Annotated in this window: 30 protein-coding genes and 1 pseudogene; 12 read left to right on the forward strand and 19 right to left on the reverse strand. The window is 30.0% G+C overall.

The features are described from left to right. Positions 1–733: 733 nt before the first annotated feature. The 5 genes from B4L98_RS02825 (at position 734) to B4L98_RS02845 (ending at position 3,426) form a co-directional block, all read left to right on the forward strand. On the forward strand, positions 734–1,438 hold the full coding sequence (locus B4L98_RS02825; RefSeq protein WP_286494849.1) for a phosphoadenylyl-sulfate reductase: 705 nt from the start codon (positions 734–736) through the stop codon (positions 1,436–1,438). Positions 1,439–1,521: 83 nt separating this feature from the next. Continuing rightward, positions 1,522–2,082: a Crp/Fnr family transcriptional regulator gene (locus tag B4L98_RS02830; protein ID WP_219034624.1), complete on the forward strand. Its 561-nt coding sequence runs from the start codon at positions 1,522–1,524 to the stop codon at positions 2,080–2,082. Between the two features lie 74 nt (positions 2,083–2,156). Next, positions 2,157–2,483: a DMT family transporter gene (locus B4L98_RS02835; protein WP_219034623.1), complete on the forward strand. Its 327-nt coding sequence runs from the start codon at positions 2,157–2,159 to the stop codon at positions 2,481–2,483. Then, entirely contained in the window at positions 2,483–3,004 is a 522-nt protein-coding gene (locus tag B4L98_RS02840) for a GNAT family N-acetyltransferase (protein ID WP_221854488.1), read from the forward strand. Before B4L98_RS02835 ends, B4L98_RS02840 begins: the two co-directional genes overlap by 1 nt. Before the next feature lie 95 nt (positions 3,005–3,099). After that, a complete protein-coding gene (locus B4L98_RS02845; RefSeq protein ID WP_219034621.1) occupies positions 3,100–3,426 on the forward strand; it encodes a DUF493 family protein in 327 nt (108 codons plus the stop codon). Positions 3,427–3,909: 483 nt separating this feature from the next. On the opposite strand, the gene B4L98_RS02850 is transcribed toward B4L98_RS02845, so the two are convergent. From B4L98_RS02850 to B4L98_RS02875, 6 genes are all read right to left on the reverse strand, one after another. Further along, entirely contained in the window at positions 3,910–4,401 is a 492-nt protein-coding gene (locus B4L98_RS02850; protein ID WP_038334348.1) for a 3'-5' exonuclease, read from the reverse strand. Between the two features lie 3 nt (positions 4,402–4,404). Next, positions 4,405–5,319, reverse strand: coding sequence for a tRNA (adenosine(37)-N6)-dimethylallyltransferase MiaA (miaA, locus tag B4L98_RS02855; protein ID WP_291077499.1), 915 nt, complete (start codon positions 5,317–5,319; stop codon positions 4,405–4,407). 95 nt (positions 5,320–5,414) lie between these two features. Further along, on the reverse strand, positions 5,415–5,876 hold the full coding sequence (locus B4L98_RS02860; protein WP_038334338.1) for a MaoC family dehydratase: 462 nt from the start codon (positions 5,874–5,876) through the stop codon (positions 5,415–5,417). 163 nt (positions 5,877–6,039) lie between these two features. After that, complete coding sequence (locus tag B4L98_RS02865) at positions 6,040–6,393, reverse strand: YkvA family protein (protein ID WP_115000587.1); 354 nt, start codon at positions 6,391–6,393, stop codon at positions 6,040–6,042. 101 nt (positions 6,394–6,494) lie between these two features. After that, the gene (locus B4L98_RS02870) at positions 6,495–7,139 is read right to left on the reverse strand and encodes a peptidylprolyl isomerase (protein ID WP_115000585.1); all 645 of its coding nucleotides are present in this window, start codon (positions 7,137–7,139) and stop codon (positions 6,495–6,497) included. Positions 7,140–7,199: 60 nt separating this feature from the next. Beyond that, on the reverse strand, positions 7,200–7,415 hold the full coding sequence (locus B4L98_RS02875; RefSeq protein ID WP_038334324.1) for a hypothetical protein: 216 nt from the start codon (positions 7,413–7,415) through the stop codon (positions 7,200–7,202). A gap of 111 nt (positions 7,416–7,526) precedes the next feature. On the opposite strand from B4L98_RS02875, the gene B4L98_RS02880 reads away from it, so the two are divergent. The 5 genes from B4L98_RS02880 to B4L98_RS02900 all read left to right on the forward strand — a co-directional run bounded on the left by B4L98_RS02880 (position 7,527) and on the right by B4L98_RS02900 (position 10,694). Next, positions 7,527–8,228, forward strand: coding sequence for a DUF1826 domain-containing protein (locus tag B4L98_RS02880; protein WP_115000583.1), 702 nt, complete (start codon positions 7,527–7,529; stop codon positions 8,226–8,228). Positions 8,229–8,385: 157 nt separating this feature from the next. Next, positions 8,386–8,625 carry a hypothetical protein gene (locus tag B4L98_RS02885; RefSeq protein ID WP_038334320.1) on the forward strand — a complete coding sequence of 80 codons (240 nt, stop codon included), beginning with the start codon at positions 8,386–8,388 and terminating at the stop codon, positions 8,623–8,625. Next, positions 8,613–9,341, forward strand: coding sequence for a hypothetical protein (locus B4L98_RS02890; RefSeq protein WP_221854480.1), 729 nt, complete (start codon positions 8,613–8,615; stop codon positions 9,339–9,341). Before B4L98_RS02885 ends, B4L98_RS02890 begins: the two co-directional genes overlap by 13 nt. Before the next feature lie 85 nt (positions 9,342–9,426). Continuing rightward, positions 9,427–9,756: a translation initiation factor gene (locus tag B4L98_RS02895; RefSeq protein WP_115002063.1), complete on the forward strand. Its 330-nt coding sequence runs from the start codon at positions 9,427–9,429 to the stop codon at positions 9,754–9,756. 65 nt (positions 9,757–9,821) lie between these two features. Continuing rightward, positions 9,822–10,694 (forward strand): nucleoside phosphorylase, encoded by an 873-nt coding sequence (locus B4L98_RS02900; protein WP_286494841.1) that lies wholly within the window; start codon positions 9,822–9,824, stop codon positions 10,692–10,694. Positions 10,695–10,765: 71 nt separating this feature from the next. Here the strand turns inward: B4L98_RS02900 and recN are convergent, their stop codons facing one another. From recN to B4L98_RS02940, 8 genes are all read right to left on the reverse strand, one after another. Next, on the reverse strand, positions 10,766–12,424 hold the full coding sequence (recN, locus tag B4L98_RS02905; protein ID WP_291077502.1) for a DNA repair protein RecN: 1,659 nt from the start codon (positions 12,422–12,424) through the stop codon (positions 10,766–10,768). Then, positions 12,425–13,333 (reverse strand): DUF4835 family protein, encoded by a 909-nt coding sequence (locus tag B4L98_RS02910; protein WP_286494840.1) that lies wholly within the window; start codon positions 13,331–13,333, stop codon positions 12,425–12,427. 8 nt (positions 13,334–13,341) lie between these two features. Then, the gene (gene coaBC / locus B4L98_RS02915) at positions 13,342–14,541 is read right to left on the reverse strand and encodes a bifunctional phosphopantothenoylcysteine decarboxylase/phosphopantothenate--cysteine ligase CoaBC (protein WP_286494839.1); all 1,200 of its coding nucleotides are present in this window, start codon (positions 14,539–14,541) and stop codon (positions 13,342–13,344) included. Then, positions 14,541–14,864, reverse strand: coding sequence for a DNA-directed RNA polymerase subunit omega (locus B4L98_RS02920; protein ID WP_019973784.1), 324 nt, complete (start codon positions 14,862–14,864; stop codon positions 14,541–14,543). The genes coaBC and B4L98_RS02920 overlap by 1 nt, the downstream gene beginning before the upstream one ends. A gap of 27 nt (positions 14,865–14,891) precedes the next feature. Beyond that, the gene (locus tag B4L98_RS02925) at positions 14,892–15,773 is read right to left on the reverse strand and encodes an outer membrane protein assembly factor BamD (protein WP_038334250.1); all 882 of its coding nucleotides are present in this window, start codon (positions 15,771–15,773) and stop codon (positions 14,892–14,894) included. A gap of 81 nt (positions 15,774–15,854) precedes the next feature. After that, positions 15,855–16,361, reverse strand: a complete 507-nt coding sequence (locus tag B4L98_RS02930) for a ferritin (protein ID WP_038334248.1) — start codon at positions 16,359–16,361, stop codon at positions 15,855–15,857. Between the two features lie 12 nt (positions 16,362–16,373). Then, complete coding sequence (dapA, locus tag B4L98_RS02935) at positions 16,374–17,252, reverse strand: 4-hydroxy-tetrahydrodipicolinate synthase (RefSeq protein ID WP_291077504.1); 879 nt, start codon at positions 17,250–17,252, stop codon at positions 16,374–16,376. Positions 17,253–17,478: 226 nt separating this feature from the next. Continuing rightward, positions 17,479–17,946, reverse strand: a complete 468-nt coding sequence (locus B4L98_RS02940) for a hypothetical protein (protein WP_038334238.1) — start codon at positions 17,944–17,946, stop codon at positions 17,479–17,481. A gap of 218 nt (positions 17,947–18,164) precedes the next feature. On the opposite strand from B4L98_RS02940, the gene B4L98_RS02945 reads away from it, so the two are divergent. Next, positions 18,165–18,830 (forward strand): HAD family hydrolase, encoded by a 666-nt coding sequence (locus B4L98_RS02945; RefSeq protein WP_291059913.1) that lies wholly within the window; start codon positions 18,165–18,167, stop codon positions 18,828–18,830. 2 nt (positions 18,831–18,832) lie between these two features. Here B4L98_RS02945 and B4L98_RS02950 read toward each other — a convergent pair whose 3' ends face one another. The 4 genes from B4L98_RS02950 to B4L98_RS02965 form a co-directional block, all read right to left on the reverse strand. Further along, complete coding sequence (locus B4L98_RS02950; RefSeq protein ID WP_291072439.1) at positions 18,833–20,602, reverse strand: MutS-related protein; 1,770 nt, start codon at positions 20,600–20,602, stop codon at positions 18,833–18,835. Between the two features lie 92 nt (positions 20,603–20,694). Continuing rightward, on the reverse strand, positions 20,695–21,303 hold the full coding sequence (locus B4L98_RS02955) for a fumarylacetoacetate hydrolase family protein (RefSeq protein ID WP_115000569.1): 609 nt from the start codon (positions 21,301–21,303) through the stop codon (positions 20,695–20,697). Positions 21,304–21,306: 3 nt separating this feature from the next. Continuing rightward, a complete protein-coding gene (locus B4L98_RS02960) occupies positions 21,307–22,065 on the reverse strand; it encodes a 3'-5' exonuclease (protein ID WP_038334216.1) in 759 nt (252 codons plus the stop codon). Then, a complete protein-coding gene (locus tag B4L98_RS02965) occupies positions 22,062–22,802 on the reverse strand; it encodes a CDP-alcohol phosphatidyltransferase family protein (RefSeq protein ID WP_286473582.1) in 741 nt (246 codons plus the stop codon). The genes B4L98_RS02960 and B4L98_RS02965 overlap by 4 nt, the downstream gene beginning before the upstream one ends. 105 nt (positions 22,803–22,907) lie before the next feature. On the opposite strand from B4L98_RS02965, the gene B4L98_RS02970 reads away from it, so the two are divergent. Continuing rightward, entirely contained in the window at positions 22,908–24,008 is a 1,101-nt protein-coding gene (locus B4L98_RS02970) for a PorV/PorQ family protein (protein WP_286494835.1), read from the forward strand. A 17-nt stretch (positions 24,009–24,025) separates the two neighbouring features. Here B4L98_RS02970 and B4L98_RS14660 read toward each other — a convergent pair. Then, positions 24,026–24,187: pseudogene (locus B4L98_RS14660) on the reverse strand (DUF4130 domain-containing protein); the annotation flags it as partial. Positions 24,188–24,192: the final 5 nt, after the last annotated feature.

Raw genomic sequence — 24,192 nt, forward strand, 5'->3', positions numbered from 1 at the left:
TACCTAAATGCACTACGGGTTGAATATTATTCTGGAGATTCTAGAACAGAATATTTGAATTACATATCTAATATTAGGATATATAACGATATCAGAGTTGCCAATTGATTTTATCTGTTGGTTAGGGAACTTTACATTATTATTTTCTTGGATTTTTTATAAGATAAAAATAGGATGAATATTAGGTATTATCGCTGTTATTCAAATGTCATTATACGAAATTAATCATTTAACAAGATTAGATATTTTACAAATACATGAATATGATTTACCACATTTTGGTTATTGGATTTGGTTATTTTCATCCATTTTTGTCCTAATTTATCATTACAAAAAATATAAATTAAAAAGTCAAACATTGTAAAGTTTGACTTTTTAGTTTTGTGATATTCATAATTCGTTCTCGAAGATGATTAGATAGAATTTATTCTTAAGACATTTTAAATGTTTTTATCTTAATAATTATATTGATTTTCGAATTAATTAGCAATCCATACTCTATGAAAACCTTTATTTAATGCCAATTTGGACTGATTTTCTTCTATTTTACGAATATGAAAATTCACTCTCGAAGATGATTTAAGTATAAACAAAATTTGCTTGTATAATTTATTGATTCTATATTATATTATATCTATAAAATTAGTCGAGATTAGTGTTGTTTTAGAAAATTGGAATTAATACATTTGTTAAAATAAATACTCTATAAAAACTATAGATATTATATAAGTAAATGAATCAACTAAAAGAGATATTAGAAAAAGTTACAGGACAAGTAAGTTTAGAAGAAAAATTATTTTTTTTGAATAACAACGTTAAAGAAAAAATAGTTTTTTCGACAAGTTTTGGTTTCGAAGATCAAGTTATTTCTCATGTTATTTTAAGTCAAAAATTAGACAATATTAAGATTTTTACTTTAGATACAGGTCGTGTTTTTCAGGAAACGTACAATACGTGGAACAAAACAGAATTTAAATATCAAGCGAAGATTAAACCATTTTATCCACCAACAGAGGAGTTAGAAAATTTTGTTGAAGAAAATGGAATTAATCCTTTTTACGATTCGGTTGATTTAAGAAAACAATGTTGCTATATCAGAAAAGTAATTCCTTTGAATCGTGCATTAAAAGAAGCATCAGTTTGGATTACAGGTTTGCGTGCGGAGCAATCGAATAATCGACATGATATGCACGAAATAGAGTTTGACGAAGAAAAACAATTATTCAAATTCAATCCATTGATTGATTTTACAACAGGGGATTGTTTCGAATATTTGAAAGAAAATAGAGTTCCTTACAACCCGTTACACGACAAGGGTTTTATAAGTATTGGTTGTGCTCCTTGCACACGTGCTATAAACGAAGGTGAAGATTTTCGTGCCGGAAGATGGTGGTGGGAAGACTATAGTAAAAAAGAATGCGGTCTACATGCAAAGTAGACTTCAGGTGTTAATTTAATTTGAATGACTCAGCCTATTTTAGGTTGAGTTTTTTGTTTACTTTTACTAGATAAGTTTCAATAATGGAAATAGAACAAATCTTAAATCAAATTTCGCCACTTTCATCACAGTCTATTCAATTGATAGCAGATAAAATTCAATTGATTCGATTACCAAAAAACACCACGCTTATTGATGCTGATAAAGTTGAGAAAAAGTTATATTTCATCAAAAAAGGAATTGTTCGCGCGTATACGATAGACGATGGAAAAGAAATTACGTTTTGGTTTGGGAAAGAAGGCGATTTGATTTTATCGATGCGAAGTTATGTCGAAAATAAAATTAGTTACGAAACAATCGAATTAATGGAAGATTGTGAGTTATATGAAATTAAATCTTCAGACATACAATTGTTTTATGCGACAAATTTAGAAATTGCAAATTGGGGAAGAAAACTTGCTGAAATTGAATTGATAAAAACTGAAGAGCGTTTTATTTCTAGGCAACTAGGAACGGCGATTGATCGTTATAAAAAATTGTTAGAAGAAAATCCAAGTTTGATTAATCGTGTGCAATTAGGTTATATCGCGTCTTATTTAGGAATTTCTCAAGTGACATTAAGTAGGATTCGCACAGAAATTTAAGCGAATAATTTTTTTACAAATGTAAAAAAAATCTATTTTTTTCTAATTCATCTTTGCATCAAAATATTAACAAAATGAATTGGATTTTATTGATTTTAGGAGGATTATTCGAGATTGGATTTACATCATCTTTAGGGAAAGCCAAAGAAACAACAGGCTCAGAAATGTACATTTGGTATGGCGCTTTTGCAATATGTTTGGTTGCAAGTATGACGTTATTAATCAAAGCAACACAAACTTTACCTTTGGGAACTGCTTATGCTGTTTGGACTGGAATTGGCGCTGTTGGAACAGTTTTAATCGGAATTTTTGTATTCAAAGAACCAGCTAATTTTTGGAGAATATTCTTTATTTTTACATTAATTAGTTCAATTGTAGGATTAAAATTTGTTTCGCATTAATGAACGAAGAAATTACAATAAAAAGAGTTGAAGAAAAACACATTACAGAACTTCAAGAAATCTCTAAAAAGACATTTGCAGATACATTTTCTTCTTCTAACACAGAAGAGGATATGCAAAAATATTTGAACGAAAGTTTTTCAGAAGATCAATTATTAAAAGAATTGAAGAATCAAAATTCGTTGTTCTTTTTTGCAATGATTAACCAAAAAATTGTCGGTTATCTGAAATTAAATATTGGTGATGCTCAAACAGAAGTTTATGATATGAATTCTTTGGAAATTGAAAGAATTTATGTGTTAGAATTGTTTCAAGGAAAGAAAATTGGACAAATTCTTTTTAATAAAGCTGTAGAAATAACTAAAAACCTCAACTTGCATACAATTTGGTTAGGAGTTTGGGAAAAGAATATTTCTGCGATTAATTTCTATTTAAAGAATGGTTTCGAAAAATTCGATCAACATATTTTCAGACTTGGTGATGATGAACAAATAGATTATTTAATGAGATTAAAATTATAAGATTTATAATATGTCAAAATGTCTTATTAATTCTATATTTTATCAATAATGTGAAGTGGTATTGTTTTTGACATTGTAACAAAAAAATAATAGATATGGACACAAATAGAGATTATACATTCGAAGAAATACCAGATAGCTCTCACAATGAGCAAGATTTTTATGCAAAATTCAAAGAAAGATTAGATGATGTACAAAAATTTCCAGCTGATTATTTGTTCAAATTCATTTATCCTTCAAGTGAAGAAACGATGGAAAAAATCAAAGATATTTTTGCAGGAACGAATGCTGAATTTGATTACAAAGCTTCAAAAAATAGAAAATATACATCTATTTCGATTAAACTTTATGTGATTGATGCGGATACAGTAATCAATTATTACAAAGAAGTTTCGAAGATAGAAGGCGTTATAATGTTATAAAAAAGGTTGCAAATGCAACCTTTTTTTATCTTTTTAAAAAGAGTAGGGAGGTATCAATTTTTCAATTATGAAATTAATGTTCCCAGAGTAACCCTCTTTATTATGTTAAATACATAATGTGATTATTTTACTTCTTCGATAAAAACAATTGAAATCAATTTTTTAAATTATTATTTTTTTCAACTTGCAAAGATTTATCGGAACTAAATTTTAGTTTATACTTCATTTTATAAAATTTTGAAAGTTAATTTTCAAAATTTTGCATTCTCAATTCATTTCATAAAATCAACTTATTTAGAATAGAATTTTTGCTTTATTAAATTTTCTTAGAAATAGTGAGTTATTAAAGTTATTATTAATCAATTTTAAATACTTGTAAATACTTACAAATATTTGTAAATGGATATATTGCTGAATATAAATTTATTATAATTAATGTAGAATTGTTTTTTAAATGTTTAATCAGATAAATTTTTAGTAAAACTATTTTAATAAGTATAATTGAGCACAAACTTTTGCATCAGATAAAGCTTCATGATGGTTGAGTTGAAGATTAAATCGGCGAGCACAATCGGATAATTTTGTAGGAACAATTCCTTTCTGTTTGAAAATTCTGTATGTACATTCCCACTTTTCGGCAAGGTTAAGTTGAGAGTAATTGAGGCTATAAAACTCCATTGTATTCTTCAAAACAGAACGATCAAACGATTCGTTATGTGCAACAACAAGCTGATTTTGTAAACGATGTTTGATTTCAAAATAGACGTCTTCAAAACTTGGTGCATCAATTGTGTCTTCGGGACGAATTCCATGAACCAAAATATTATGATAATTATATTGATTTTGTGGTGGTTGAATTAACGTGTAATACTCGTCTGTAATCACATTATCTGTCACAGTTACAATTCCAACCGCGCAAGCAGAATTACGATAATTGTTTGCAGTTTCGAAATCGATGGCAACAAAATTTTCCATAATTTATATTTTGTTCGATATAAAATTAATGATATTTTCTTGTTCGAAAGGAGAAAACCAATTGACAGTTTCATCTTTTTTGAACCATGTCATTTGACGTTTTGCAAAACGTCTTGTATTCTTTTTGATTTCTTCTATCGCAAAATCCAATGTAATTTTCTCTTCAAAAAAGTCGAACAATTCTCGATAACCAACAGTTTGCAAAGCATTCAAATCTTTTAAAGGAAATAAATTTTTTGCTTCATTTAATAAACCTTCGTTCATCATAATATCAACTCGACGATTGATTCGGTCGTACATTTCTTCGCGAGGAAGTTCTAAACCGATTTTAATTATGTTAAATGGATGTTTGTTCAAATCTTGATTTCTGAAGTTAGAGAAAGGTAAACCCGAAGATCTAAAAATTTCTAAAGCACGTGTTACACGCTGTTTATTGAAAATATCAACTTCTTCAAAATACTTTGGATCGACTTCTTGCAATTCTTTTTGCAATTTTTCAATTCCAAATTCAGCAAGCTCATTATTCAAATCTTCTCTAATTTTAGGATTAACATCAGGAAATTCGTCAAAGCCAACTGTGATCGCTTTTTCATATAAACCAGATCCACCAACCATGACGCAAATGTCATTTGTTTTGAAATAATTATTCAAAAAAGCTAAGCCATCACGCTCAAAATCACCAACCGAATATTTTTCGTGAATAGAAATATTTTGAATAAAATGATGCTTCACTTCAGTCAATTCTTCCTCAGAAGGAACAGCAGTTCCTATCTTCATTTCTTTGAAAAATTGACGACTATCACAAGAAATAACTTCGGATTGAAAATGTTTTGCAACTTCTATTGCCAAATTGGTTTTACCAATTGCAGTTGGTCCAACAATAGAAATTAAGGTTTTATTATTTTGAATTTTTTGCATGTTATATGAAATCGAGCGCAAGATACTTCGATATTTTATGAAAAGAAAAAGCTTCTATAAAAAATAGAAGCTTTGTAAATTATATTGATCTTTAATTAATCATTAAAGTGGTAAAGGAAAACCACATCCGCCGTATAAGCAGGTTTCGGATTATCTTTAATTTCTAAATTTGCTTCGATGACAACTTTTGCAATTCCTCTCAAATTAGTAATAGATTTCAATTTTGCAGTTAATCTTACCTCACTATCAACCAAAACAGCTTGTCCAAATCTCAAATTTTCAATTCCATAATTGATTAACATTTTGATGTTGCGCACTTCCGCAATTTGATCCCACAAATGTGGAATTAAAGATAGCGTTAAATAACCATGCGCTATTGTTTTTTTGAAAGGTCCTTCGTTAGCTGCTTTTTCAGGATCTGTATGAATCCATTGATGATCTAAAGTTGCATCAGCAAAGCGATTGATTTGTTCTTGATTTATTATATGCCAGTCAGATTTACCGATTTCTTTACCTTCGAAAGCTTTGTATTCATCGAAATTATTAATAATTACCATTATTCAGGTGTTTTAGTTTTTAGTATTGTATTGCTCAAATCTAATGAATAATCGTCAGATAATAAATTTTATTTATGAGAAAGAGAGCATTTTTTGAATAATCTAAAAATAAAAAATCCGACTGAAAATTCAATCGGATTTTTTATAGCTATTTAATTTATTGCTACTCAATAATTTTTGCATCTTCAACATTTGCATAGGCTCTTTGCGTATCTCTCCATGCAAGATATTTAATAATTTCTTTGTTGAAATATTTCATTCCAAAAAGTAAAATCCCAAAATCATCTATCAAACCAAAAGGTCCAAATAGCGCTTCTGGAATAATATCAATAGGAGAAATAATGTATAAAGTTGCTACAAATCCAAGAAATAAATTCATGTTGTCAGGTTTATAACTTCCTTTTTTGTAATCACCTAACATATTGAAAAAAGCCTTTACTTTTTCAAAAAAAGATTTGTCTTTTTGAGCTGCCATTGCTGCTTCTCCAGCGACTTTAAAGAATTTTGATTTTTTCATTTCACAAAATATGTTTTAAAAACGTATTATGTATTACAAAGTACATGCCAAAACATTTAAATTGATTTTTGTGTCATGTTAAAACTTTATGTTACATTGTTTTACTTGTTTTTCTTTTTCAGTTTAATGATTTTTGCATTCAATATTCTGTCAAGCTTTGGATATCTTTCGCGCATTAATTTTGTGCTGTTAAAAATTTCTTCATCTTCCATTGTTTGTCCAGCGTAACCATCATACAAACTTTCTACAACATTCATTCCGTTCACCACTTTTCCAAAACTTGGAAAACCTACTACATCATTGGAATTGATTGTATCCAAACGATGATTATCTTTCAGATTAATAAACAAATCCAAATCTCTTGAGTTTTTTCCTGCGCGCGCAAAACTCAAAGCTCCTTTACTATTTCCAGCAATAACAGGTTCATCTTCTACAATAAACTTTTTCCATTGATTAGAAACAATTGTGTCTGTATTTCCAAATTGGGCGACAAAATTCGGAACAACACGATAAAAAGTTCCATCTTCGAAAAAATTGTATTTAACCAATTGATAAAAACGATCAACAGCTTTTGGCGATAACTTTCTTTCAACTTCGATATCAATATTTCCTTTTGTTGTTTCAAATCGAGCAACAAAATTTTCTGGCGCTTGTTTTGTTGTCCATTTTTTATGAAAAACCGTTTTGCTAGAAGTACAAGCCGAAAGCGTAATAAGTGTAAATAATGTTAAAGTAATTTGTTTCATGTTTTAATTTTGTGGATTAAACTTAAACAAAAAACGACACTTAGCGTAAGTGTCGTTTCATTATTTTTGCAATTCTTGTTCAATTTTAAAAAACCATTCTGTTTTCTGGTTATAAACTTCCGCTTCGGCAAGCATATAATGTGCTTCTTTGGTTTCTTCATATTTCACGCGATCCATCGTTTCTGGGTTGAAAGGCGGTAAAGGTTGCACTTCTGCACTAAAAGTTTTGGTGTGGCCTTTATATGTAAATGTTTTGGTGATAATTTCTTTTTCCATTGTCTTTTAATCTTTGGTAAAAATACAACTTTTGCAACGGAGAATTTACATTCGGAATAATTTAATTTTTAGGCTGAATTATTTTTTGATAAATAGTAATTTTGCAGCTATATGATTACTCAAAATAATTCTAATCAACAACAAGTTCTTGTCGTTTCTTCGTTTGATGAACTTGTACATACAGCTTTTTCTGGGAAAAATAATGCGATAAATTGGCGGCGAAATTTAGAAGGTGATTTTGAGGAAATTGTGAATCAATTGATTTTAAAGGATGATATTACTGTTATTTCTATTGCTGATTTGAATGATTTAGATTTATCTAATGAAGGAATTAAAGCGAGAAATATTTTGATCAATGATTTACAACAATTAACTGTTTTTGGCGCTTCGCCAACTTTAAACTTACTGAAATGTTATGAACGCGATACTGAATTTGATTTTATTTCGACAGATGTTTATTCATTTCACGTTGATCGTTCGCTAATTCCTACGGATACTTTTTTGTGCACTTACTATGGCGCTTCCAGTGATATTGTTGCAAATGAAGATGTGGAACAAAAAATTTTGATTCCAGAAATTAGAGAAAAACTATTCGAATTATATGATGGATACATTGATGGTTTTGAAGATTTTTTGAAAGAATATTTCTTTGATTTGCATTATCAAATTCGTCCAGGTGTTGAACCAATTAATTTAGGATTAGGAAATCTTTGGCGATTGGCAGTTGATCATCCAGAACAAAAAGTTTTGCCTTGTGTACATCGCGCGCCGAAAGAAAATAAAGATGAATATCGATTATTGTTAATCTGTTAGGAATAAATTAATCAAATAACTATTAATAAAAATTATATAATTTAGATTCAAAAGATTAGGCTTTTGAATGAAGTCAAGCTTTTATTATTACAATGGTTTCACTAAATTTGCGTACATTTATTGATGAATAATTATTGTTAATTTAATTTCTATTATTATGAACAAAGAATCAGATATACTAAAATTAGAAGAAGCAGGAGCGTTAAATCGTTTAGCTAAATCTGCATCACAAGCTGCAATTAGAGTTTCAGAAGCATTAGATTTATCAGTTCAATATGTTCAAGGAAATCGAATCATCGAGAGAAAACCTAATGGAGAAATTAAGGTGATTAAAACAATAGATCGAATAAAAGTTCCAGCTGAATTGAAAAAAGGAGCTAAATTATGTCTAAAATAAAACGTTTACGCGTTTTTGCTGGTCCAAATGGATCTGGAAAGTCTACTTTATTCGATTCAATCTCATCAAAATTTAATGCTGGATATTTTATTAATTCAGATTTGATTGAGAAAGAAATTTCTTTAAAAGGTTTTATTGATTTGGATCGATATGAACTAAAACTTACCGAAAAAGATTTTGAAGATTTTAAAACTGAACCTGCTTCAGTTTCATTATTCGAAAAAGCAAATAACGAAGGAAAAGCAATTGATGTGCAGTTTCGAAATAATGTTTTGGTTGATAAATCTAAATCTACACATAGTTACGAAGCGTCTTTTATTACTTCATTTATTCGAAAACACTTATTGATTAAAGGTAAATCTTATTCATTTGAAACGGTAATGAGTCATCCTTCTAAAATTGATGAAATAGTGGATGCTAAAAATCGTGGTTTCAAAACATATATGTATTTTGTCTGTATTGAAGATCCTTTGATTAATATTTCTCGAATTGAAAATAGAGTAGAAAAAGGTGGTCACGCTGTACCAGATGAAAAGGTGATTAAACGATATCATTCTACTTTAATGAATTTATTTCCAGCTTTAAAAATTGTAGATAAAGGCTATATTTTTGATAATTCAACTCAAGAAATGAGATTATTTGCACAAGTTAAGAGAAATGAACTTGAAATAGTTTCGGATAAAGTTCCAAATTGGTTTATAAAACAACTGCAATAAAAATTTTATCTTTGTAATTATAATGGTACAAATGGACGAATTCCAATTTAAAACGCCATTTATTACAAAGATTACATCAAATACTATGGATTTACAAGATCAATTAAAAAATCTTTTTCCTGATCATATACCTGAGCCAGAAGAAGTATCAAATGAAGAACAACATGAGTTATGGATTCAGAAAGAACCATTGATTTGTAAGTTTGAGAAACGAAAAGGGAAAATAAATACAATTATAGAAGGTTACGAAGGAGAAACAGAAGATTTCAAACTTTTAGCAAAAGAAATTAAGCAATTTTTGGGTGTTGGAGGTAGTTTTAAAGACGAACAAATCATCATTCAAGGAGATTATCGCGATAAGATTATGGCTTTCCTGAAAGATAAAGGATTTAAAGTGAAAAGAGTAGGTGGTTAATAATTTCTTTACAATTATTACTGATAAAAATTGTATATTGTTCTCTTATTTTTAATTATAAAATCATGAGTAAAGCAGCATCAGAATTAGTTTTAAATGCAGACGGAAGTGTTTACCATTGTAATATAAGACCAGAGCATTTAGCAGATACTATTATAACTGTTGGTGATCCAAATCGTGTCGAAAAAGTTTCAAGACATTTTGATACAATCGAGCAGACAGCAAGCAAAAGAGAAATTGTGACGCATACAGGAACGTTGAATGGTAAACGTTTAACAGTTATTTCGACTGGTATGGGAACGGATAATATTGATATTGTTTTATCTGAGTTAGACGCTTTGGCTAACATCGATTTGGAAACTGGTGAGATCAAAAAAGATTTCAGAAAATTATCATTTGTTCGTATGGGAACTTCTGGAGCTTTGCAAGCGGATATTCCTGTTGATAGTTTCGTTATTGGTTCTCACGGTTTAGGTTTAGATGGACTTTTGCATTATTATGTTGGGAGCGAAGCGATAATGAATAAAGAGGTAGAAGATGCTTTTATCAAACATGTTGATTGGTCGCCGAATAAAGCGCGTCCATATTTAGTAAAAGGATCTGATTTGTTATTAGATAAATTAGCTTCTGAAAAAACAATTCAAGGAGTAACGGCTACAGCTTGTGGTTTTTACGGACCTCAGGGACGTTATTTGAGATTACAACCAAATCCAGCCGATATTAATGAGCGTTTAACAACTTTTAATTACGAAGGTTTAAGAATCTCTAATTTCGAGATGGAAACTTCTGCAATTTATGGATTATCAGCGATGATGGGACATGAAGCATTGTCGATAAATGCAATTGTTGCAAATAGAATTTTAGGTGAATTTAGTGCCGATTCTTACAAAGCTGTTGATGCAATGATTGAATATTCGTTAGAAAGATTAACAAAATAATTTCGGAATCATATAAAACAAAAGCTCGAGAATTTTCTCGAGCTTTTTTGATATTATATGGTTTTGAAATTTTAATTCAAATTCATTAATTCTTTTGCTTGATTGATTGCTGCGTCTGTTAATTCTGAACCAGAAATCATTTGAGCAATTTCTTCTAAACGTTGTTGTTGAGATAATTCAATCACATTTGTTTGCGTTGTTTCGTCTACAACTTCTTTGTAAACTTTTAGCTGATAATTTCCTTTTGAAGCAACTTGCGGCAAATGCGTAATTACTAAAAGTTGCATATTTTCTGCCATTTTTTGCATTACTTTTCCTGTTTCATTCGCAACTTTTCCGGAAATTCCTGTATCAATTTCATCTAAAATTAACGTTGGTAAATGTTGATGTGTTGCCAATAATTTTTTAATTGCCAACATCAATCGAGAACGCTCTCCTCCAGAAACAGATTTTTCAAAAATACGAGGTTCCATTCCTTTATTTGCTGAGAATAAAAACAAAACTTCATCTTTTCCAGTTGCTGTAAAATCTGCTGTTTCGTTTAATTGAATCGTTAATTGAGAATTTTCCATTCCCAATTGTGACAAAGTATTCAAGATATTTTTTCGGATAATTTCGATAGAAGAAAATCTATTTTTTCTAATTTTAATTGATTGTTTTTCAAGTTTTTCTGAAATGGAATTCAATTCTTTATTTAAGTGAATAATTAAATCACTCAAATTATCAAAACCAGATGTTTGACTTTCTAATTCATCACGTTTTGCAATTAATTCTTCAACAGAAGTCTCATTATGTTTTCGTAATAATTTATGAATCAAATCGTAACGATCAGTAATTTCTTGTAATCTTTCAGGATTAATTTCAGTCGAATCTATCAAATTACTCATTTCACCAGAAATATCTTGCAATTCTATTTTTGATGAAATCAATCGCTCATAAATCGAATTGTATTGTGAATTATAATCCGAAATTTTATTCAATTTATTGCTTGCTTCATTCAATTGAGAAATGATTCCCATTTCTGGATGTTCCAAAAATTGGTAAGTTTCATTCAAAGTCGAAATAATTTCTTCTACATTTGATAAAGATTTTATTTCGATTTCCAATTGTTCTAATTCCTCATTTTTTAGCGAAGCATTGTTCAATTCTTCCCACAAATGCAATTTATATTCTAAATCTTGCGATTGATTTTCTAAAGAATTTTGAGCATCTTTTATCTTTTTCTTTGTTGAAATATAGTGGTTAAAATCTTTCTTATATTCTTTTAATAAGTCTTTGTTTTCTCCGTAAATATCCAACATCGAAAGTTGAAAATCAGCTTCAAAGATTTTAGGGGTATTAAATTGAGAATGAATATCAATCAATAACTCTGATAATTCCTGTAAAATAGAGACTTTAACAGGTGTATCATTGATAAAAGCACGCGATTTTCCAGAAGGTAATAACTCTCTTCTCAAAATAGATTCGTCTTCGTAATCCAAATCATTTTCTTCGAAAAAATCATTTAATTCAAGATTTTTAATCTCAAAAACAGCTTCGATAATACATTTTTCATCAATATTTTTCAAGGCTTTTAAATCGGCACGTTCGCCTAAAACTAATTTTAAAGCACCTAACAAAATCGATTTTCCAGCACCCGTTTCACCGGTAATTGTGGTCATACCTTGATGAAAATCAATCTCCAATTGATCGATAATGGCAAAATTATTAACGCGAAGAGTTTTTAACATTTACTTTTTCAATTTATTCCAATAATTGTCGTTGTATTTTGGCGCGATTGAATTTAAAATTCCTTTCAGTTTCTCGATATTCACCGTAGAAACCTGTCCGCCTGAAAATACTTGACTAATTTCGCTATTTTTTGCTGTTAAGAAAAGTTCTAAAGGATAAAATTGAGAATAATTTCCTCTTTGGTAAAATTCTAATTGCAATAATGTATTTCCAATCGCATTTTTCCCACGAACTTCGTTCTCAGACATAATGTCTAAGCCGTTTCTATGATATTGATAGATGATATTTCTAAGTGTAGAATTATCCGATTTTAGAATATTGTTAATTAACGCAGAACGCGATTTTATTCCATCTAATTCGCTCCAACCAGAGAAATTATTATTTGCTTGACCGAAATCTGCAATTTTTTTCGCCATTTTGAAATACTCTGTTCCTCCTTCTTTCGCAAACGTATCTGCATCATATCCCAAAACCAAATAAATGTAATACGTCATTACATCTGTCAAATTTTTTCCACTGAATTTACGATCATTGAAAATTAACTCTTCAGATTCTTGGTATTGAAACGTAAAATTATCGTCAGATAAATTAAGAACAGGCGTATAGTACGTTGAGTTAAAAACAGGACGACGAGATTGTACCAAAATAGTACCTTTCATTCTGTTTCCCTCACGTTCCGTTACATTGATGACGAAACTAGCTTCAATTCTTTCGTATGTTTTTAAACGATCATTTGTCCATTTTGTTGAATTAATAAACGTTTTTAATGATCTTTCTAAAGTTTGATAAACCTGTGTATTAGATCCCTGAACCTGAGAATAATCGACTTTTACATCTGCAATAATATTTTGCGAGAAAGCCGAAATAGCTAAACACGACGAAAAGAAAATTGAGGCTAATTTCTTCATAATAAATTTTATAACTTATTTAAAATGACATTCAAAATATCTTTTGCAACATCTGTTTTTGATTTTGCATCAAATTGTTGCATCGATAAATCTTTATCAATAATTGTAATTTTGTTTGTATTCTTCTGAAAACCAGCTTCTTTATCTTGCATCGAATTAAGAACAATAAAATCAAGATTCTTTTTGGCTAATTTTTTCTTTGCATATTCTTCTTCGTTATTCGTCTCTAATGCAAAACCAACCAATAATTGATGTGTTTTGATTTCGCCTAACGATTTTAGAATATCAGGATTTTTCACCAATTCGATAATTAAATTATCATCGTTTTCTTTCTTAATTTTATGCTCAGCCATTTTTTTTGGACGATAATCTGCAACAGCCGCTGACATTACCACAGCATCAGCATCAGCAAAATTAGCGTACATCGCTTCGTACATATCACGAGCAGAAACAACATTTATTCGATCGATAGGAAAACCTGTAACAGATTCGTGACTTGGACCACTAACCAAGGTAACTTTTGCACCCAAATTAGCAGCAGCTTTTGCAATCTCGAATCCCATTTTTCCCGAAGAATAATTACCTATAAAACGAACAGGATCTAAGTTTTCGTATGTAGGACCAGCAGAAACTACTACTTTTTTTCCGTGAAGTGGGAGAGTAGCTTCGATTGTACTTTCCAAAAACGCAATAATGTTTTCAGGTTCAGCCATTCTACCTTCTCCAATTAATCCACTTGCTAATTCACCAGCTTCGGCAGGAATACAAATATTTCCGAAAGATTCTAATTTAGCAATATTTTCTAAAGTTGATGGATGTTTGTACATATCCAAATCCATTGCTGGAGCAAAATATACAGGACATTTAGCCGAAAGATAAGTAGCTAAAACCAAATTATCACACGTTCCATCTGCCATATGAGAAAGTGTATTTGCTGTACAAGGTGCAATAATCATATAATCTGCCCAAAGTGCATATTCTACATGATTATTCCAATCACCTTTATCGCCAAAAAACTCCCATTCAACTGGATGTTTGGAAAGCGTGGAAAGTGTAAGTGGGGTAACGAAGTTTTGAGCTTCTGGTGTCATAATAACTTTGACATCTGCTCCTTTTTTGATAAGCCCTCTAACAAGAAAAGCGGCTTTGTAGGCCGCTATTCCGGCAGAAACTGCCAAAAGAATTTTTTTACTATGTAAAACAGACATTATTTATCCTCATTTGGATTTCTGTAATATACGTCATTGTCTAACCATTCCTTAACCGCAATAGAAGTCGGTTTTGGTAATCTTTCGTAAAATTTTGAAACTTCGATTTGCTCTCTGTTTTCAAAAACTTCTTCTAAAGAATCTGTATGTGCAGCAAACTCATCCAATTTCTGAATTAATTCAGTTTTCATTTCTTGGTTAATTTGTTCTGCTCTTTTACCCATAATTACAATCGATTCGTATAAGTTTCCTGTTTTCTCATCGATTTTATTACGATCATAAGTTTGTGTTGTTGGTGCTGCACCGATATCCTTGAAATTCATAATGAAAGAATTTTATATATTTTACTATTATTTATTATTTTGCTCTTTGCTTAATTCAGCTTGATCAGCTTCAAATTTCTTTTTAGCTACTTCTATATCAGCTAATTGTTTTTTAGTCTCAACCATATCTTTGTCGATTTTCTCCATCAATTTATCAGCTTCTGCTTTAAATTTTGTTTGCGGATAATATCTTGTTAACAAAAGATATTGCGTTCTGGCATCTTGTAAACGTAAATCTTTGTTCTCGATACGAGAGAAATTTAACGCCAATTCTGTTTTAGAACGTAATGAATACATCATTGCTTCTTCACGAAATTTAGAATCTGGATATTCATCAACCATATTGTCAAAAGAAACTCCAGCAGCCTTATATTTCATTGTTTTGTAATAAACTTTAGAAATTTCGAAAGACTTTAATTCTAATTTTTGTCTAAGTTCTGTAATATAATTATTCGCTTCTGCAACGTGTGCTGATTCTGGATACGAATTGATAAATCCTTGTAACTCACTGATTGCTGTGTACGTACTTGTTTGATCCAAGTCATATTTTGGCGAATCTTTGTAATAAGAAAATGCCGATTTGAATAAAGCTTCTTCTGCACGGCTATCCATAGGATAAGCTCCTGCAAAGCTTTTGAATTGATGTCCTGCTAAACGGAAACTTTTTTCGTTAAAGTTACCTTGTGCCATATTATAGGCAATGTCCGCAGATTTTTCTGTTCCTACAAATGATGTAGAAATTTTTTCATACAATTCGTTTGCCAAATCATATTTACCATCTTGATACAATTGTGTAGCCAATGTAAAGATTTCGTCTTTATCCGTACTTTTCATCGCTTTGTTATAGGTCTTGTTACAAGACACTAAAGAAGCGCCAATTAAAACTACTAAGCTTAGTTTTTTAAACATTCTGCAAATTTAATAAAATTTGAGGACTAAAGTATAAAATATTTTTTTCTTATCCTCTTAATAAAATCTCAAAGTTTTGATTTATTCCGCTGTTGTGTCTGTACTTAATGTAACTATATCACGATCAAATAGATATAAACCTCCTTTGTCAGATCCAATCATTTCTAGCTTATCTAAGATATTTCTTGCTAATTTTTCTTCTTCAATTTGCTCAGAAACATACCATTGCAAGAAATTGTGAGTTGAATAATCTCTTTCTTCTAATGTTAAGCCTACAATTTCGTTAATTGATTCAGAAACAAAGCATTCGTGGTTTAAAATTGCAGTAAAAACTTCTTTCAATGTTGTGAAATCTTGTTTTGGTTCTTCAATTTGTGGAACAAACGCTTTTCCGCCTCTTTCGTTAATAAATTTAATTAATTTTAACATATGCATACGTTCTTCGTCTGCATGCGAGTACAAGAAATTTGCAGTTCCTTCTAAACCTTTCACTTCAGCCCAAGAAGCCATAGCTAAATATAATTGAGAAGAATCTCCTTCTAATTTGATTTGTTTGTTTAATGCGTCTAATATTGTATCTTTTATCATAGCTTTATTTTTTTAGATGTTTGATAATAATTGGTTAATTTTTGTTGTCAAGTTAGCTGATGCTGGAACTAAAGGTAATCTTGTAAATGGTTTACAAATGCCTTTGTTATCTAAAACAGCTTTTATTCCGCAAGGATTTCCTTCCTCGAAGATAGCACGTGTAATTTCTACAACTTTGTAATGACCTTCGTAAGCAGCAACAACTTCTTTGTTGATTGCTTTGCGAATCATATCTGTAAAAACAGTTGGAACACCTTGTCCAATAACAGAAATAACACCAGAACCTCCAGCTAAAGTCATTGGAACAGCGAATTCATCATCACCAGAAATAATATTGAAATCTTCGCGTGTATTTTTACGGATAATATCTGTTGATTGTAAGAAATCTGGTGAAGCTTCTTTAATCGCAACAATATTTTTGAATTCATTTGCTAAACGAATTGTTGTATCTGCTGAGATATTAGAACCCGTTCTACCAGGAACATTATACAAAATAATGTTGGCGTCTGTACTTTCTGCAATCGCTTTATAATGTTGATAAATCCCTTCTTGATTTGGTTTATTATAATAAGGAGAAACCGTAAGAACTGCGATATAATCACTCAAATCTGTTTCTTGATATCCATTAATAACTTCTGCCGTATTGTTACCTCCAATACCCAAAACCATCGGAACACGATTAGCATTCGCCTTCTTTATTGTTTCGATTACCTGTTTCTTTTCATCTTTTGTAAGTGTTGCTGCTTCTGCAGTAGTTCCTAAAATAACTAAATACTCAACACCGCCATCGATACTATAGTTTACTAAATTTTCTAATGCAGTATAATCTACGGTACCATCTTGTTGAAAAGGCGTAACCAAAGCAACTCCTGTCCCAATTAATTGTTTCATCTTTTATAAATGTTATTAAATCTAATACTAAGTTAAAATTCGGAATTATATCTTGAATAATCAAATAATAGTGCTAATCTATAATTGGTCTTAGATAAAATCCAAAATCTTTCAAAAATAGCGATTAATTTATAGGAATAAAATTAATTTAAGCCAATGTTTTATGATTTTACTTATAAAAAAAAGCCACTCAAAACGAGTGGCTCATATTATTTCTAACTTTAGATTAGTTAAATGTATATTTAAATCCTAAAGAAAAACGACCAGCTTCAAAATCTGAATCATTTGATAATCTCCAATCAGGCTTCCAATCAAAATGTAAAGCCAAAGGAGCAGATGGAATTTTATATTCTAAACCTGCTTGTGGACGAATACCAAATATTGTTTTATCTTCATAATATCCTTTATCTACAAAAGTTAATTGAGGTCCAACCCCTACATACCATCCTAAGCCATTTGTACCAGAAAAAGGTTGATTATATGTATAATCTGCACCTAAAACAGTAACATGATCTCCAAACATCACCTGTACATTACCAGCGTTTTTACCATCAAAAGAGTGTTTGAATTGTGGACCTACTAATGTTTCTCCATCTCCTAAATCTACAACAACACCTAAAGCATTTTTATAGTTTTGAGCATTTACTTGAGAAATTCCTAATGCCATTACAGCAACTAATAATACTTTTTTCATTTTTATTAAATTTTCAGTTTTTAACTTTGTTATACCATCTATTTTACAAAAAGCGTGCAAATGTTATCTTAATGTTAAGTTTTAACATTTTTAATCGAATAATAATTATATATATTGCTTTGTATGAGTAAGATATTTGGTTAATTTAAAATCATTCTAAAGTTTAAACTTTTACATTATTCTCTTAAAAAAGTTAATTTTGTAGAAACAAAACAATAATGATTAAAACTGTAATTTTCGATATGGACGGCGTAATCGTCGATACAGAACCAGTACATAAATATGCTTATTTCGAACATTATAAAGAACTGAATATTCCAGTTACGGAAGAATTATTTGCTACATTTACAGGACAATCGACAAAGAATGTTTATCAAATTCTGAAAGATAAATTCGATTTGAAAGAAGAAGTGAACGATTTGGTTTTGAGAAAACGTACCATCTTTAATGAAGCTTTTGACACAAAACCAGATTTATATTTGATTGACGGTGTAGAGAAGTTGATTAAAGATTTATACAATAATGGAATCGAACTGATTTTGGCGTCCTCGGCTTCAAAATCGACAATTGATCGAGTTTTTAATCGTTTTGAGTTGAATCAATATTTTACACATAAAATTTCTGGCGAAAACTTTCCGAAGTCAAAACCAGATCCTGCTATTTTTCTACATGCAGCTGATTTGGCTAAATCTAAACATGCTGAATGTATAGTTATCGAAGATAGTAAAAACGGAGTGGAAGCGGCTTCCCGTGCGAATTTGTATTGTTTAGGTTACAAAAGTGCAAATTCGAAACAACAAGATATTTCAAAAGCAAATTGTATTGTAGATGATTTTAATGCGATTGATGCAAATTTTATTAAAGAATTTGAATTAACAATTTAAGATTAATCAATAATCTTAAATTGTTTCATTAAGAAAATGGCATTCATCATTTTGGTTGTGCCTTTTCTTAATTTATAATCTGAATAATAATTGTTGTCCACGTTTTTTAATTCGAAACAATAATTAATAATATGATCCCGGTTTTCACCTTCCATTTTCGTTAATTCTAAATCGTGAGTAGCGATAAAACCAATCAATTTTGTGGGAGATTTAATCAATTTTTCTAAAAATTTTTGTGAACCAATTAGTTTATCTTCTGAATTTGTTCCTTTTAAAATCTCATCTAAAATGATGATTTGTGGTTGATCATTTTCTAAACGTTCAATCAAAATTTTCAATTTATTAATTTCATTTTTGAAATAAGAATCGCCAGAAGACAAATTATCAACCGTTCTGATACTTGTAAATAAATCCATTGGGTAAAACGACATTTTTTCTGCACTCACTTTTGCGCCGTTCATCGCTAAAACCAAATTTGTTCCAACTGTTCTTAAAAATGTACTTTTTCCAGCCATATTTGCCCCTGTAATAATCGCAATATTGTTTGGACGATTTGTTTCAAAATCATTTTTTATAACTGTTTTTTCATCTAATAAAGGATGAAAACCATTCGTAATTTTTAATTCATAAGGTTCTTCAACAATTTCTGGATACGTAAACATTTTGTATTTATCATTAAACAAAGCAAACGACACAAAAGCCTCTAATTTAGCCAATTCATCTAACCAAGGTTTGATTTGATGAACCGTTTTTTGAATTTCATTTTCAAATTTGATCGAATAATGTAAACGCCACAAGAAAAATGTATTCAACACAAATCCGACAATTGGGAAATTTGCTGCATCTAAAGTTTCTTTTGTTGAAGAAATTGTCTTGATTAAATCCGATGATTTGAAAGGATTTACAAATGTATTTTGAATTTCTACATTTAGTTTTGATTCAAAATTTTCATTTTCTATATGTCGAAAAACTTCATATAAATTATCCAATTCATCTGCTTTCATTGTCGTATAAGCCACAATTCGTCTTAGTTGTTGCTTATAAAATATGTAAATTGCATTCGAAACAATGACTGCACCTAAAATCCAATAAAAAACAATTTCTTTCGGAAAACCAATAATTGCTAAAGCGATAAAACACAAAATATTCAGAACAGAAAAGATGAGTGGAAATAATTTTATTGAATCAGTATTGAATACACGATTTTCGAACACAAAAATTGAAAATTGATTCATGTTTAATCGCTTTGTAAATGTCAAAAATGTCACAATCCAATTTCTTTTTTCAGCCAATTCTGTAAATGCATTTTGTCTATCAATAATTTCTGATTTGTCTAAAATCAAATTCGATAAAAAATGTTTCAACTGTAAATTTCCAATTCGAGTTTGCGTTTTATTGATTCGATTGAAGATTGAATTTCCTTCCAAAATATCTAAATCTTTGTTGTAAACATTATTGAATTGAGAATTATCTTCAACAAATTGATCGATAGAATCATCCGTTTTTATTTGATTAATAATTTCTAATGCTTGAATTGAATAATTGAGTTGCGAAGAAATTTTAGAAGTTTTAACTACTAAAACGATGAAAACAATAAATAAAATAGAAGAAATAATCAAATACAAATTGTTGCTCGACGTAACATAAAGCAAGAATAATACAATTGAAATAATAAATGCAACAAGTCTGATATTGCTGATTTTATTCTTTTTAGATTTCAATATATTAAAATCATTTTGTAGTTTTTCTTCTATTTTTAGATAGTCTTCCATTCTTAATTTTATTTCTGATTAAAGGTAGTGGTATAAATAATAAAAGAGCGAAATTTCGCTCTTTTAAATTGTTGTTTATATAATTGTATGAATTACAACACTTTTATTTCGAATACTTTTTCATCATTCAAATAACCTTCTAAGGTATCTTTTGAATTGATTTTAGAAACTCCCGCTGGTGTACCAGTAAAAATTAAATCACCTTTTTTCAAGGTAAAATATTTAGAACATTCAGCAATTAAGGTATTGATATGAAAAATCATATCTTTTGAATTTCCTGTTTGTACATTTTCTCCATTTCGATCTAATTTGAATGTAAGATTTTCTAAATCAAAATTTTCTTTTGGATGAAAATCAGAAGCAAATGCAGAACCATCAAAAGCTTTCGCAATTTCCCAAGGAAAACGCTTTTCTTTCAATTCTTGTTGTACATCGCGCGCTGTAAAATCAATTCCTAAACCGATTTCTGAAAAATAACGATCTGCAAATTGAGGTTGAATCATTTTTCCAACTCGATCAATTTTAATTACAATTTCCGTTTCAAAATGAACTTCTTTCGTAAAACTTGGAATAACAAAAGGAAAACCCTTTCTTAAAATGGCCGAATCTGGTTTCATAAAAAACATAGGCGATTCTGGAATTGGATTATCTAATTCTTTTGCATGTTCGACGTAATTTCGTCCGACACAAATAATTTTCATCGCTTAAAAACCGTTTTGTAATTTGATTCGAGTAAAAACTTTCTTTGTATATAAAGGAAAATCGGCATTCTGAATCCACGCATAATAACCTGGATCTTTCGCAAAGATATCCGTCACAACTTGTCCTTTATACTTGCCAAACGAAATAATTTCTTGGTCTTTATCATTGTACTGAATAAATCCAGCTAAATCAGCCGTTTTGCGTTGAGAAGAAAATTCGCTCAAAAATTTATTGTCATTTTCAAGCTCGTCATATTTCTCGATTTGCGCCATCAAAACTTCGTAAGTCGCAATTGTATCAGCTTCCGCAGAATGTGCATCAATCAAATCTTTATCGCAATAATACTTATAAGCAGCGCTTAAATTGCGAGGTTCCATTTTATGATAAATCACTTGCACATCAATTGGACGATGTTTTGATAAATCAAAATCAAAACCATTACGTAATAATTCTTCTGCTAAAAGTGGAATATCAAAACGATTTGAATTATATCCTGCCAAATCAGAATCTTTAATCATTTCCATAATCGCAGGGGCAAGTTCTTTGAAAGAAGGCGCATCGGCAACATCTTCGTCAGAAATTCCGTGGATTAAAGTTGTTTCTGGTGGAATTGGAATTCCAGGATTAACTTTCCAAGTTTTTACTTCTTTTGAACCGTCTGTCAAAGCTTTCACGATAGAGATTTCAACAATACGGTCTTTTGAAACATTAGTTCCAGTTGTTTCTAAATCAAAGAAACAGATATTTTTAGTTAATTTCATTTTGTAATTTCTTTTCTAAAAATGATTGAGATAAGGATGTACAATAAGATGATTAGCGGAATTGCAGCAACTTGCAACCAAGCCACTAAACCTAATGTAATGATTAAGAAAATATATTTATAATAATTTTCTGCCCAACTCAATCCTTTAAATTTTAAGGCAAATAATGGTAAATCGACAATTAATAAAACACTAAATACAATAGAAACGGCAATTAATAAATACGGATCAAGAGATGGATTTATAATTTGTCCATTATTGTAATAGATAGAAAATAATGAGAAAATAAATAAGGTATTTGATGGTGTTGCCAAACCTTTGAAATACGTTGCTTGATCTTCATCTAAATTAAATTTTGCTAATCGTAACGCCGAAAAAGCAGGAACTAAAAAAGCAAATAATGAAATTGCAGCAATTTTTAAATTCTCATTTTCATAAATAAAATCAGTTGAAAAATGATTAAACATCGAAAATAACATCAATCCTGGTACAACACCAAACGAAATACAATCTGCCAAAGAATCCAATTCTTTTCCAATCGGGCTACCAATATTCATTAGTCGTGCAACCATTCCGTCCAAAAAATCAGCAACTAATGAAATCAACATCAAAACCATCACAATTGTAACTGTGGTAGTTGTGATTTGAGCATTGCTCGAAATCATGAAAATGGCTGATAATACACCACATGAAAGATTAAGTAGTGTTAGAAAATTTGGAATTGTAAATAATTTCATAAATGAATTTTTCATCGCAAAAATACAAACAAAAATTAATCTGAATCCTTTTTAAACACAATAAAACCACTATTTTTGAGTTTTTATATTCGTAATTCATCAATTTTGAAAAAGACATTCCTTATATTATCTGTTCTGGCAAGTCAATTTGCTTTTTCTCAAACCACACGCAAATATTCGAACGAGTTTTTGAATATTGGTGCAGATGCGCGCTCGTTTGCAATGGGTAATGCGGTTGTGGCGAATATTGGAAATGCAAATGCGGCTTATTGGAATCCTGCTGGATTAACGGAAATTACCTATGATTGGGAAGCTGCAGCAATGCATGCTGAATATTTTCAGTCGATTGCAAAATTTGATTATGCGGCGGTTGCAATTCCGTTGAGAGAAAGTAATTCTACGATTGCATTTTCGTTTACACGTTTTGGTGTTGATAATATTTTGAATACAACAGAATTGATTGATAATCAAGGAAATATTAATTACGATAAAATCTCTAAATTTTCTACAGCAGACTATGCTTTAACAATGTCTTATGCGGGAAATGTCTTTAATAATAAAGATATTCAGTTTGGTGCAAATGCTAAAATCGTTTATCGACATATTGGGAAATTTGCGCAAGGATTTGGTTTCGGTTTAGATCTTGGTTTGCAATATCGTACCGATAATAAAATGTATTTTGGTTTGATGGCACGAGATATTACAACAACTTTCAATGCGTGGAGTATCAATAAACAAAAGGTAAAAGAAATCACGATTGACGAACCAAATAATGAAGGTGAGCCAACAATTTTGAATGATTTACCTGGAGAGAATATCGAATTAACAATGCCTAAATTGCAATTTGGAGTTGGAAAACGTTTTGATTTTAATGAACGAGTTTCGTTATTGGGAGAGGTTGATATGAATATCGAATTTCAACAAACGAATGCCGCAATTTCTGGAAAAGGATTTTCGATTTCGCCACAAGTTGGTCTTGAATTAGGTTATGATGACATGGTTTTTGTACGTGGAGGATTGAACAATTTACAGAAGATTTCGCAATTTGATGGAAAAGATAAAACTCAAATTCAGCCAAATGTTGGGGTAGGTTTCAAATACAAAGGAATCTCGATTGATTATGCTTTGACAAACTTTGGAGACAGCGGTTTAGGATTATATTCTAACATTTTCTCAGTCCGTTTCGAGATGGATAAATGGAGATAAATAAGTTTTACTCATAATTATATTGATAGGTATATTTTTCTGAATATTGATATTTTATACTCTGTCAAGTGTTTCCAAAAGCGTTTTGGCATCATTTGGATTAGTAACATCGAATTTTTCCTTGTTTCAATTGTTGTCCAATTAAAATAAGACTTCCACAATTCTTGGTATAAATTCTCTTTTA

This window comes from Empedobacter sp. UBA5528 (assembly GCF_002426075.1).
Lineage (GTDB): Bacteria > Bacteroidota > Bacteroidia > Flavobacteriales > Weeksellaceae > Empedobacter > Empedobacter falsenii_B.

What these genes read in the sequence shown, in the direction of transcription:
- B4L98_RS02825 (WP_286494849.1), top strand. Translation starts at nt 734, where the DNA reads ATGAATCAACTAAAAGAGATATTAGAAAAAGTTACAGGACAAGTAAGT.
- B4L98_RS02830 (WP_219034624.1), top strand. Translation starts at nt 1,522, where the DNA reads ATGGAAATAGAACAAATCTTAAATCAAATTTCGCCACTTTCATCACAG.
- B4L98_RS02835 (WP_219034623.1), top strand. Translation starts at nt 2,157, where the DNA reads ATGAATTGGATTTTATTGATTTTAGGAGGATTATTCGAGATTGGATTT.
- B4L98_RS02840 (WP_221854488.1), top strand. Translation starts at nt 2,483, where the DNA reads ATGAACGAAGAAATTACAATAAAAAGAGTTGAAGAAAAACACATTACA.
- B4L98_RS02845 (WP_219034621.1), top strand. Translation starts at nt 3,100, where the DNA reads ATGGACACAAATAGAGATTATACATTCGAAGAAATACCAGATAGCTCT.
- B4L98_RS02850 (WP_038334348.1), bottom strand. Translation starts at nt 4,401, where the DNA reads ATGGAAAATTTTGTTGCCATCGATTTCGAAACTGCAAACAATTATCGT.
- miaA (WP_291077499.1), bottom strand. Translation starts at nt 5,319, where the DNA reads ATGCAAAAAATTCAAAATAATAAAACCTTAATTTCTATTGTTGGACCA.
- B4L98_RS02860 (WP_038334338.1), bottom strand. Translation starts at nt 5,876, where the DNA reads ATGGTAATTATTAATAATTTCGATGAATACAAAGCTTTCGAAGGTAAA.
- B4L98_RS02865 (WP_115000587.1), bottom strand. Translation starts at nt 6,393, where the DNA reads ATGAAAAAATCAAAATTCTTTAAAGTCGCTGGAGAAGCAGCAATGGCA.
- B4L98_RS02870 (WP_115000585.1), bottom strand. Translation starts at nt 7,139, where the DNA reads ATGAAACAAATTACTTTAACATTATTTACACTTATTACGCTTTCGGCT.
- B4L98_RS02875 (WP_038334324.1), bottom strand. Translation starts at nt 7,415, where the DNA reads ATGGAAAAAGAAATTATCACCAAAACATTTACATATAAAGGCCACACC.
- B4L98_RS02880 (WP_115000583.1), top strand. Translation starts at nt 7,527, where the DNA reads ATGATTACTCAAAATAATTCTAATCAACAACAAGTTCTTGTCGTTTCT.
- B4L98_RS02885 (WP_038334320.1), top strand. Translation starts at nt 8,386, where the DNA reads ATGAACAAAGAATCAGATATACTAAAATTAGAAGAAGCAGGAGCGTTA.
- B4L98_RS02890 (WP_221854480.1), top strand. Translation starts at nt 8,613, where the DNA reads ATGTCTAAAATAAAACGTTTACGCGTTTTTGCTGGTCCAAATGGATCT.
- B4L98_RS02895 (WP_115002063.1), top strand. Translation starts at nt 9,427, where the DNA reads ATGGATTTACAAGATCAATTAAAAAATCTTTTTCCTGATCATATACCT.
- B4L98_RS02900 (WP_286494841.1), top strand. Translation starts at nt 9,822, where the DNA reads ATGAGTAAAGCAGCATCAGAATTAGTTTTAAATGCAGACGGAAGTGTT.
- recN (WP_291077502.1), bottom strand. Translation starts at nt 12,424, where the DNA reads ATGTTAAAAACTCTTCGCGTTAATAATTTTGCCATTATCGATCAATTG.
- B4L98_RS02910 (WP_286494840.1), bottom strand. Translation starts at nt 13,333, where the DNA reads ATGAAGAAATTAGCCTCAATTTTCTTTTCGTCGTGTTTAGCTATTTCG.
- coaBC (WP_286494839.1), bottom strand. Translation starts at nt 14,541, where the DNA reads ATGTCTGTTTTACATAGTAAAAAAATTCTTTTGGCAGTTTCTGCCGGA.
- B4L98_RS02920 (WP_019973784.1), bottom strand. Translation starts at nt 14,864, where the DNA reads ATGAATTTCAAGGATATCGGTGCAGCACCAACAACACAAACTTATGAT.
- B4L98_RS02925 (WP_038334250.1), bottom strand. Translation starts at nt 15,773, where the DNA reads ATGTTTAAAAAACTAAGCTTAGTAGTTTTAATTGGCGCTTCTTTAGTG.
- B4L98_RS02930 (WP_038334248.1), bottom strand. Translation starts at nt 16,361, where the DNA reads ATGATAAAAGATACAATATTAGACGCATTAAACAAACAAATCAAATTA.
- dapA (WP_291077504.1), bottom strand. Translation starts at nt 17,252, where the DNA reads ATGAAACAATTAATTGGGACAGGAGTTGCTTTGGTTACGCCTTTTCAA.
- B4L98_RS02940 (WP_038334238.1), bottom strand. Translation starts at nt 17,946, where the DNA reads ATGAAAAAAGTATTATTAGTTGCTGTAATGGCATTAGGAATTTCTCAA.
- B4L98_RS02945 (WP_291059913.1), top strand. Translation starts at nt 18,165, where the DNA reads ATGATTAAAACTGTAATTTTCGATATGGACGGCGTAATCGTCGATACA.
- B4L98_RS02950 (WP_291072439.1), bottom strand. Translation starts at nt 20,602, where the DNA reads ATGGAAGACTATCTAAAAATAGAAGAAAAACTACAAAATGATTTTAAT.
- B4L98_RS02955 (WP_115000569.1), bottom strand. Translation starts at nt 21,303, where the DNA reads ATGAAAATTATTTGTGTCGGACGAAATTACGTCGAACATGCAAAAGAA.
- B4L98_RS02960 (WP_038334216.1), bottom strand. Translation starts at nt 22,065, where the DNA reads ATGAAATTAACTAAAAATATCTGTTTCTTTGATTTAGAAACAACTGGA.
- B4L98_RS02965 (WP_286473582.1), bottom strand. Translation starts at nt 22,802, where the DNA reads ATGAAATTATTTACAATTCCAAATTTTCTAACACTACTTAATCTTTCA.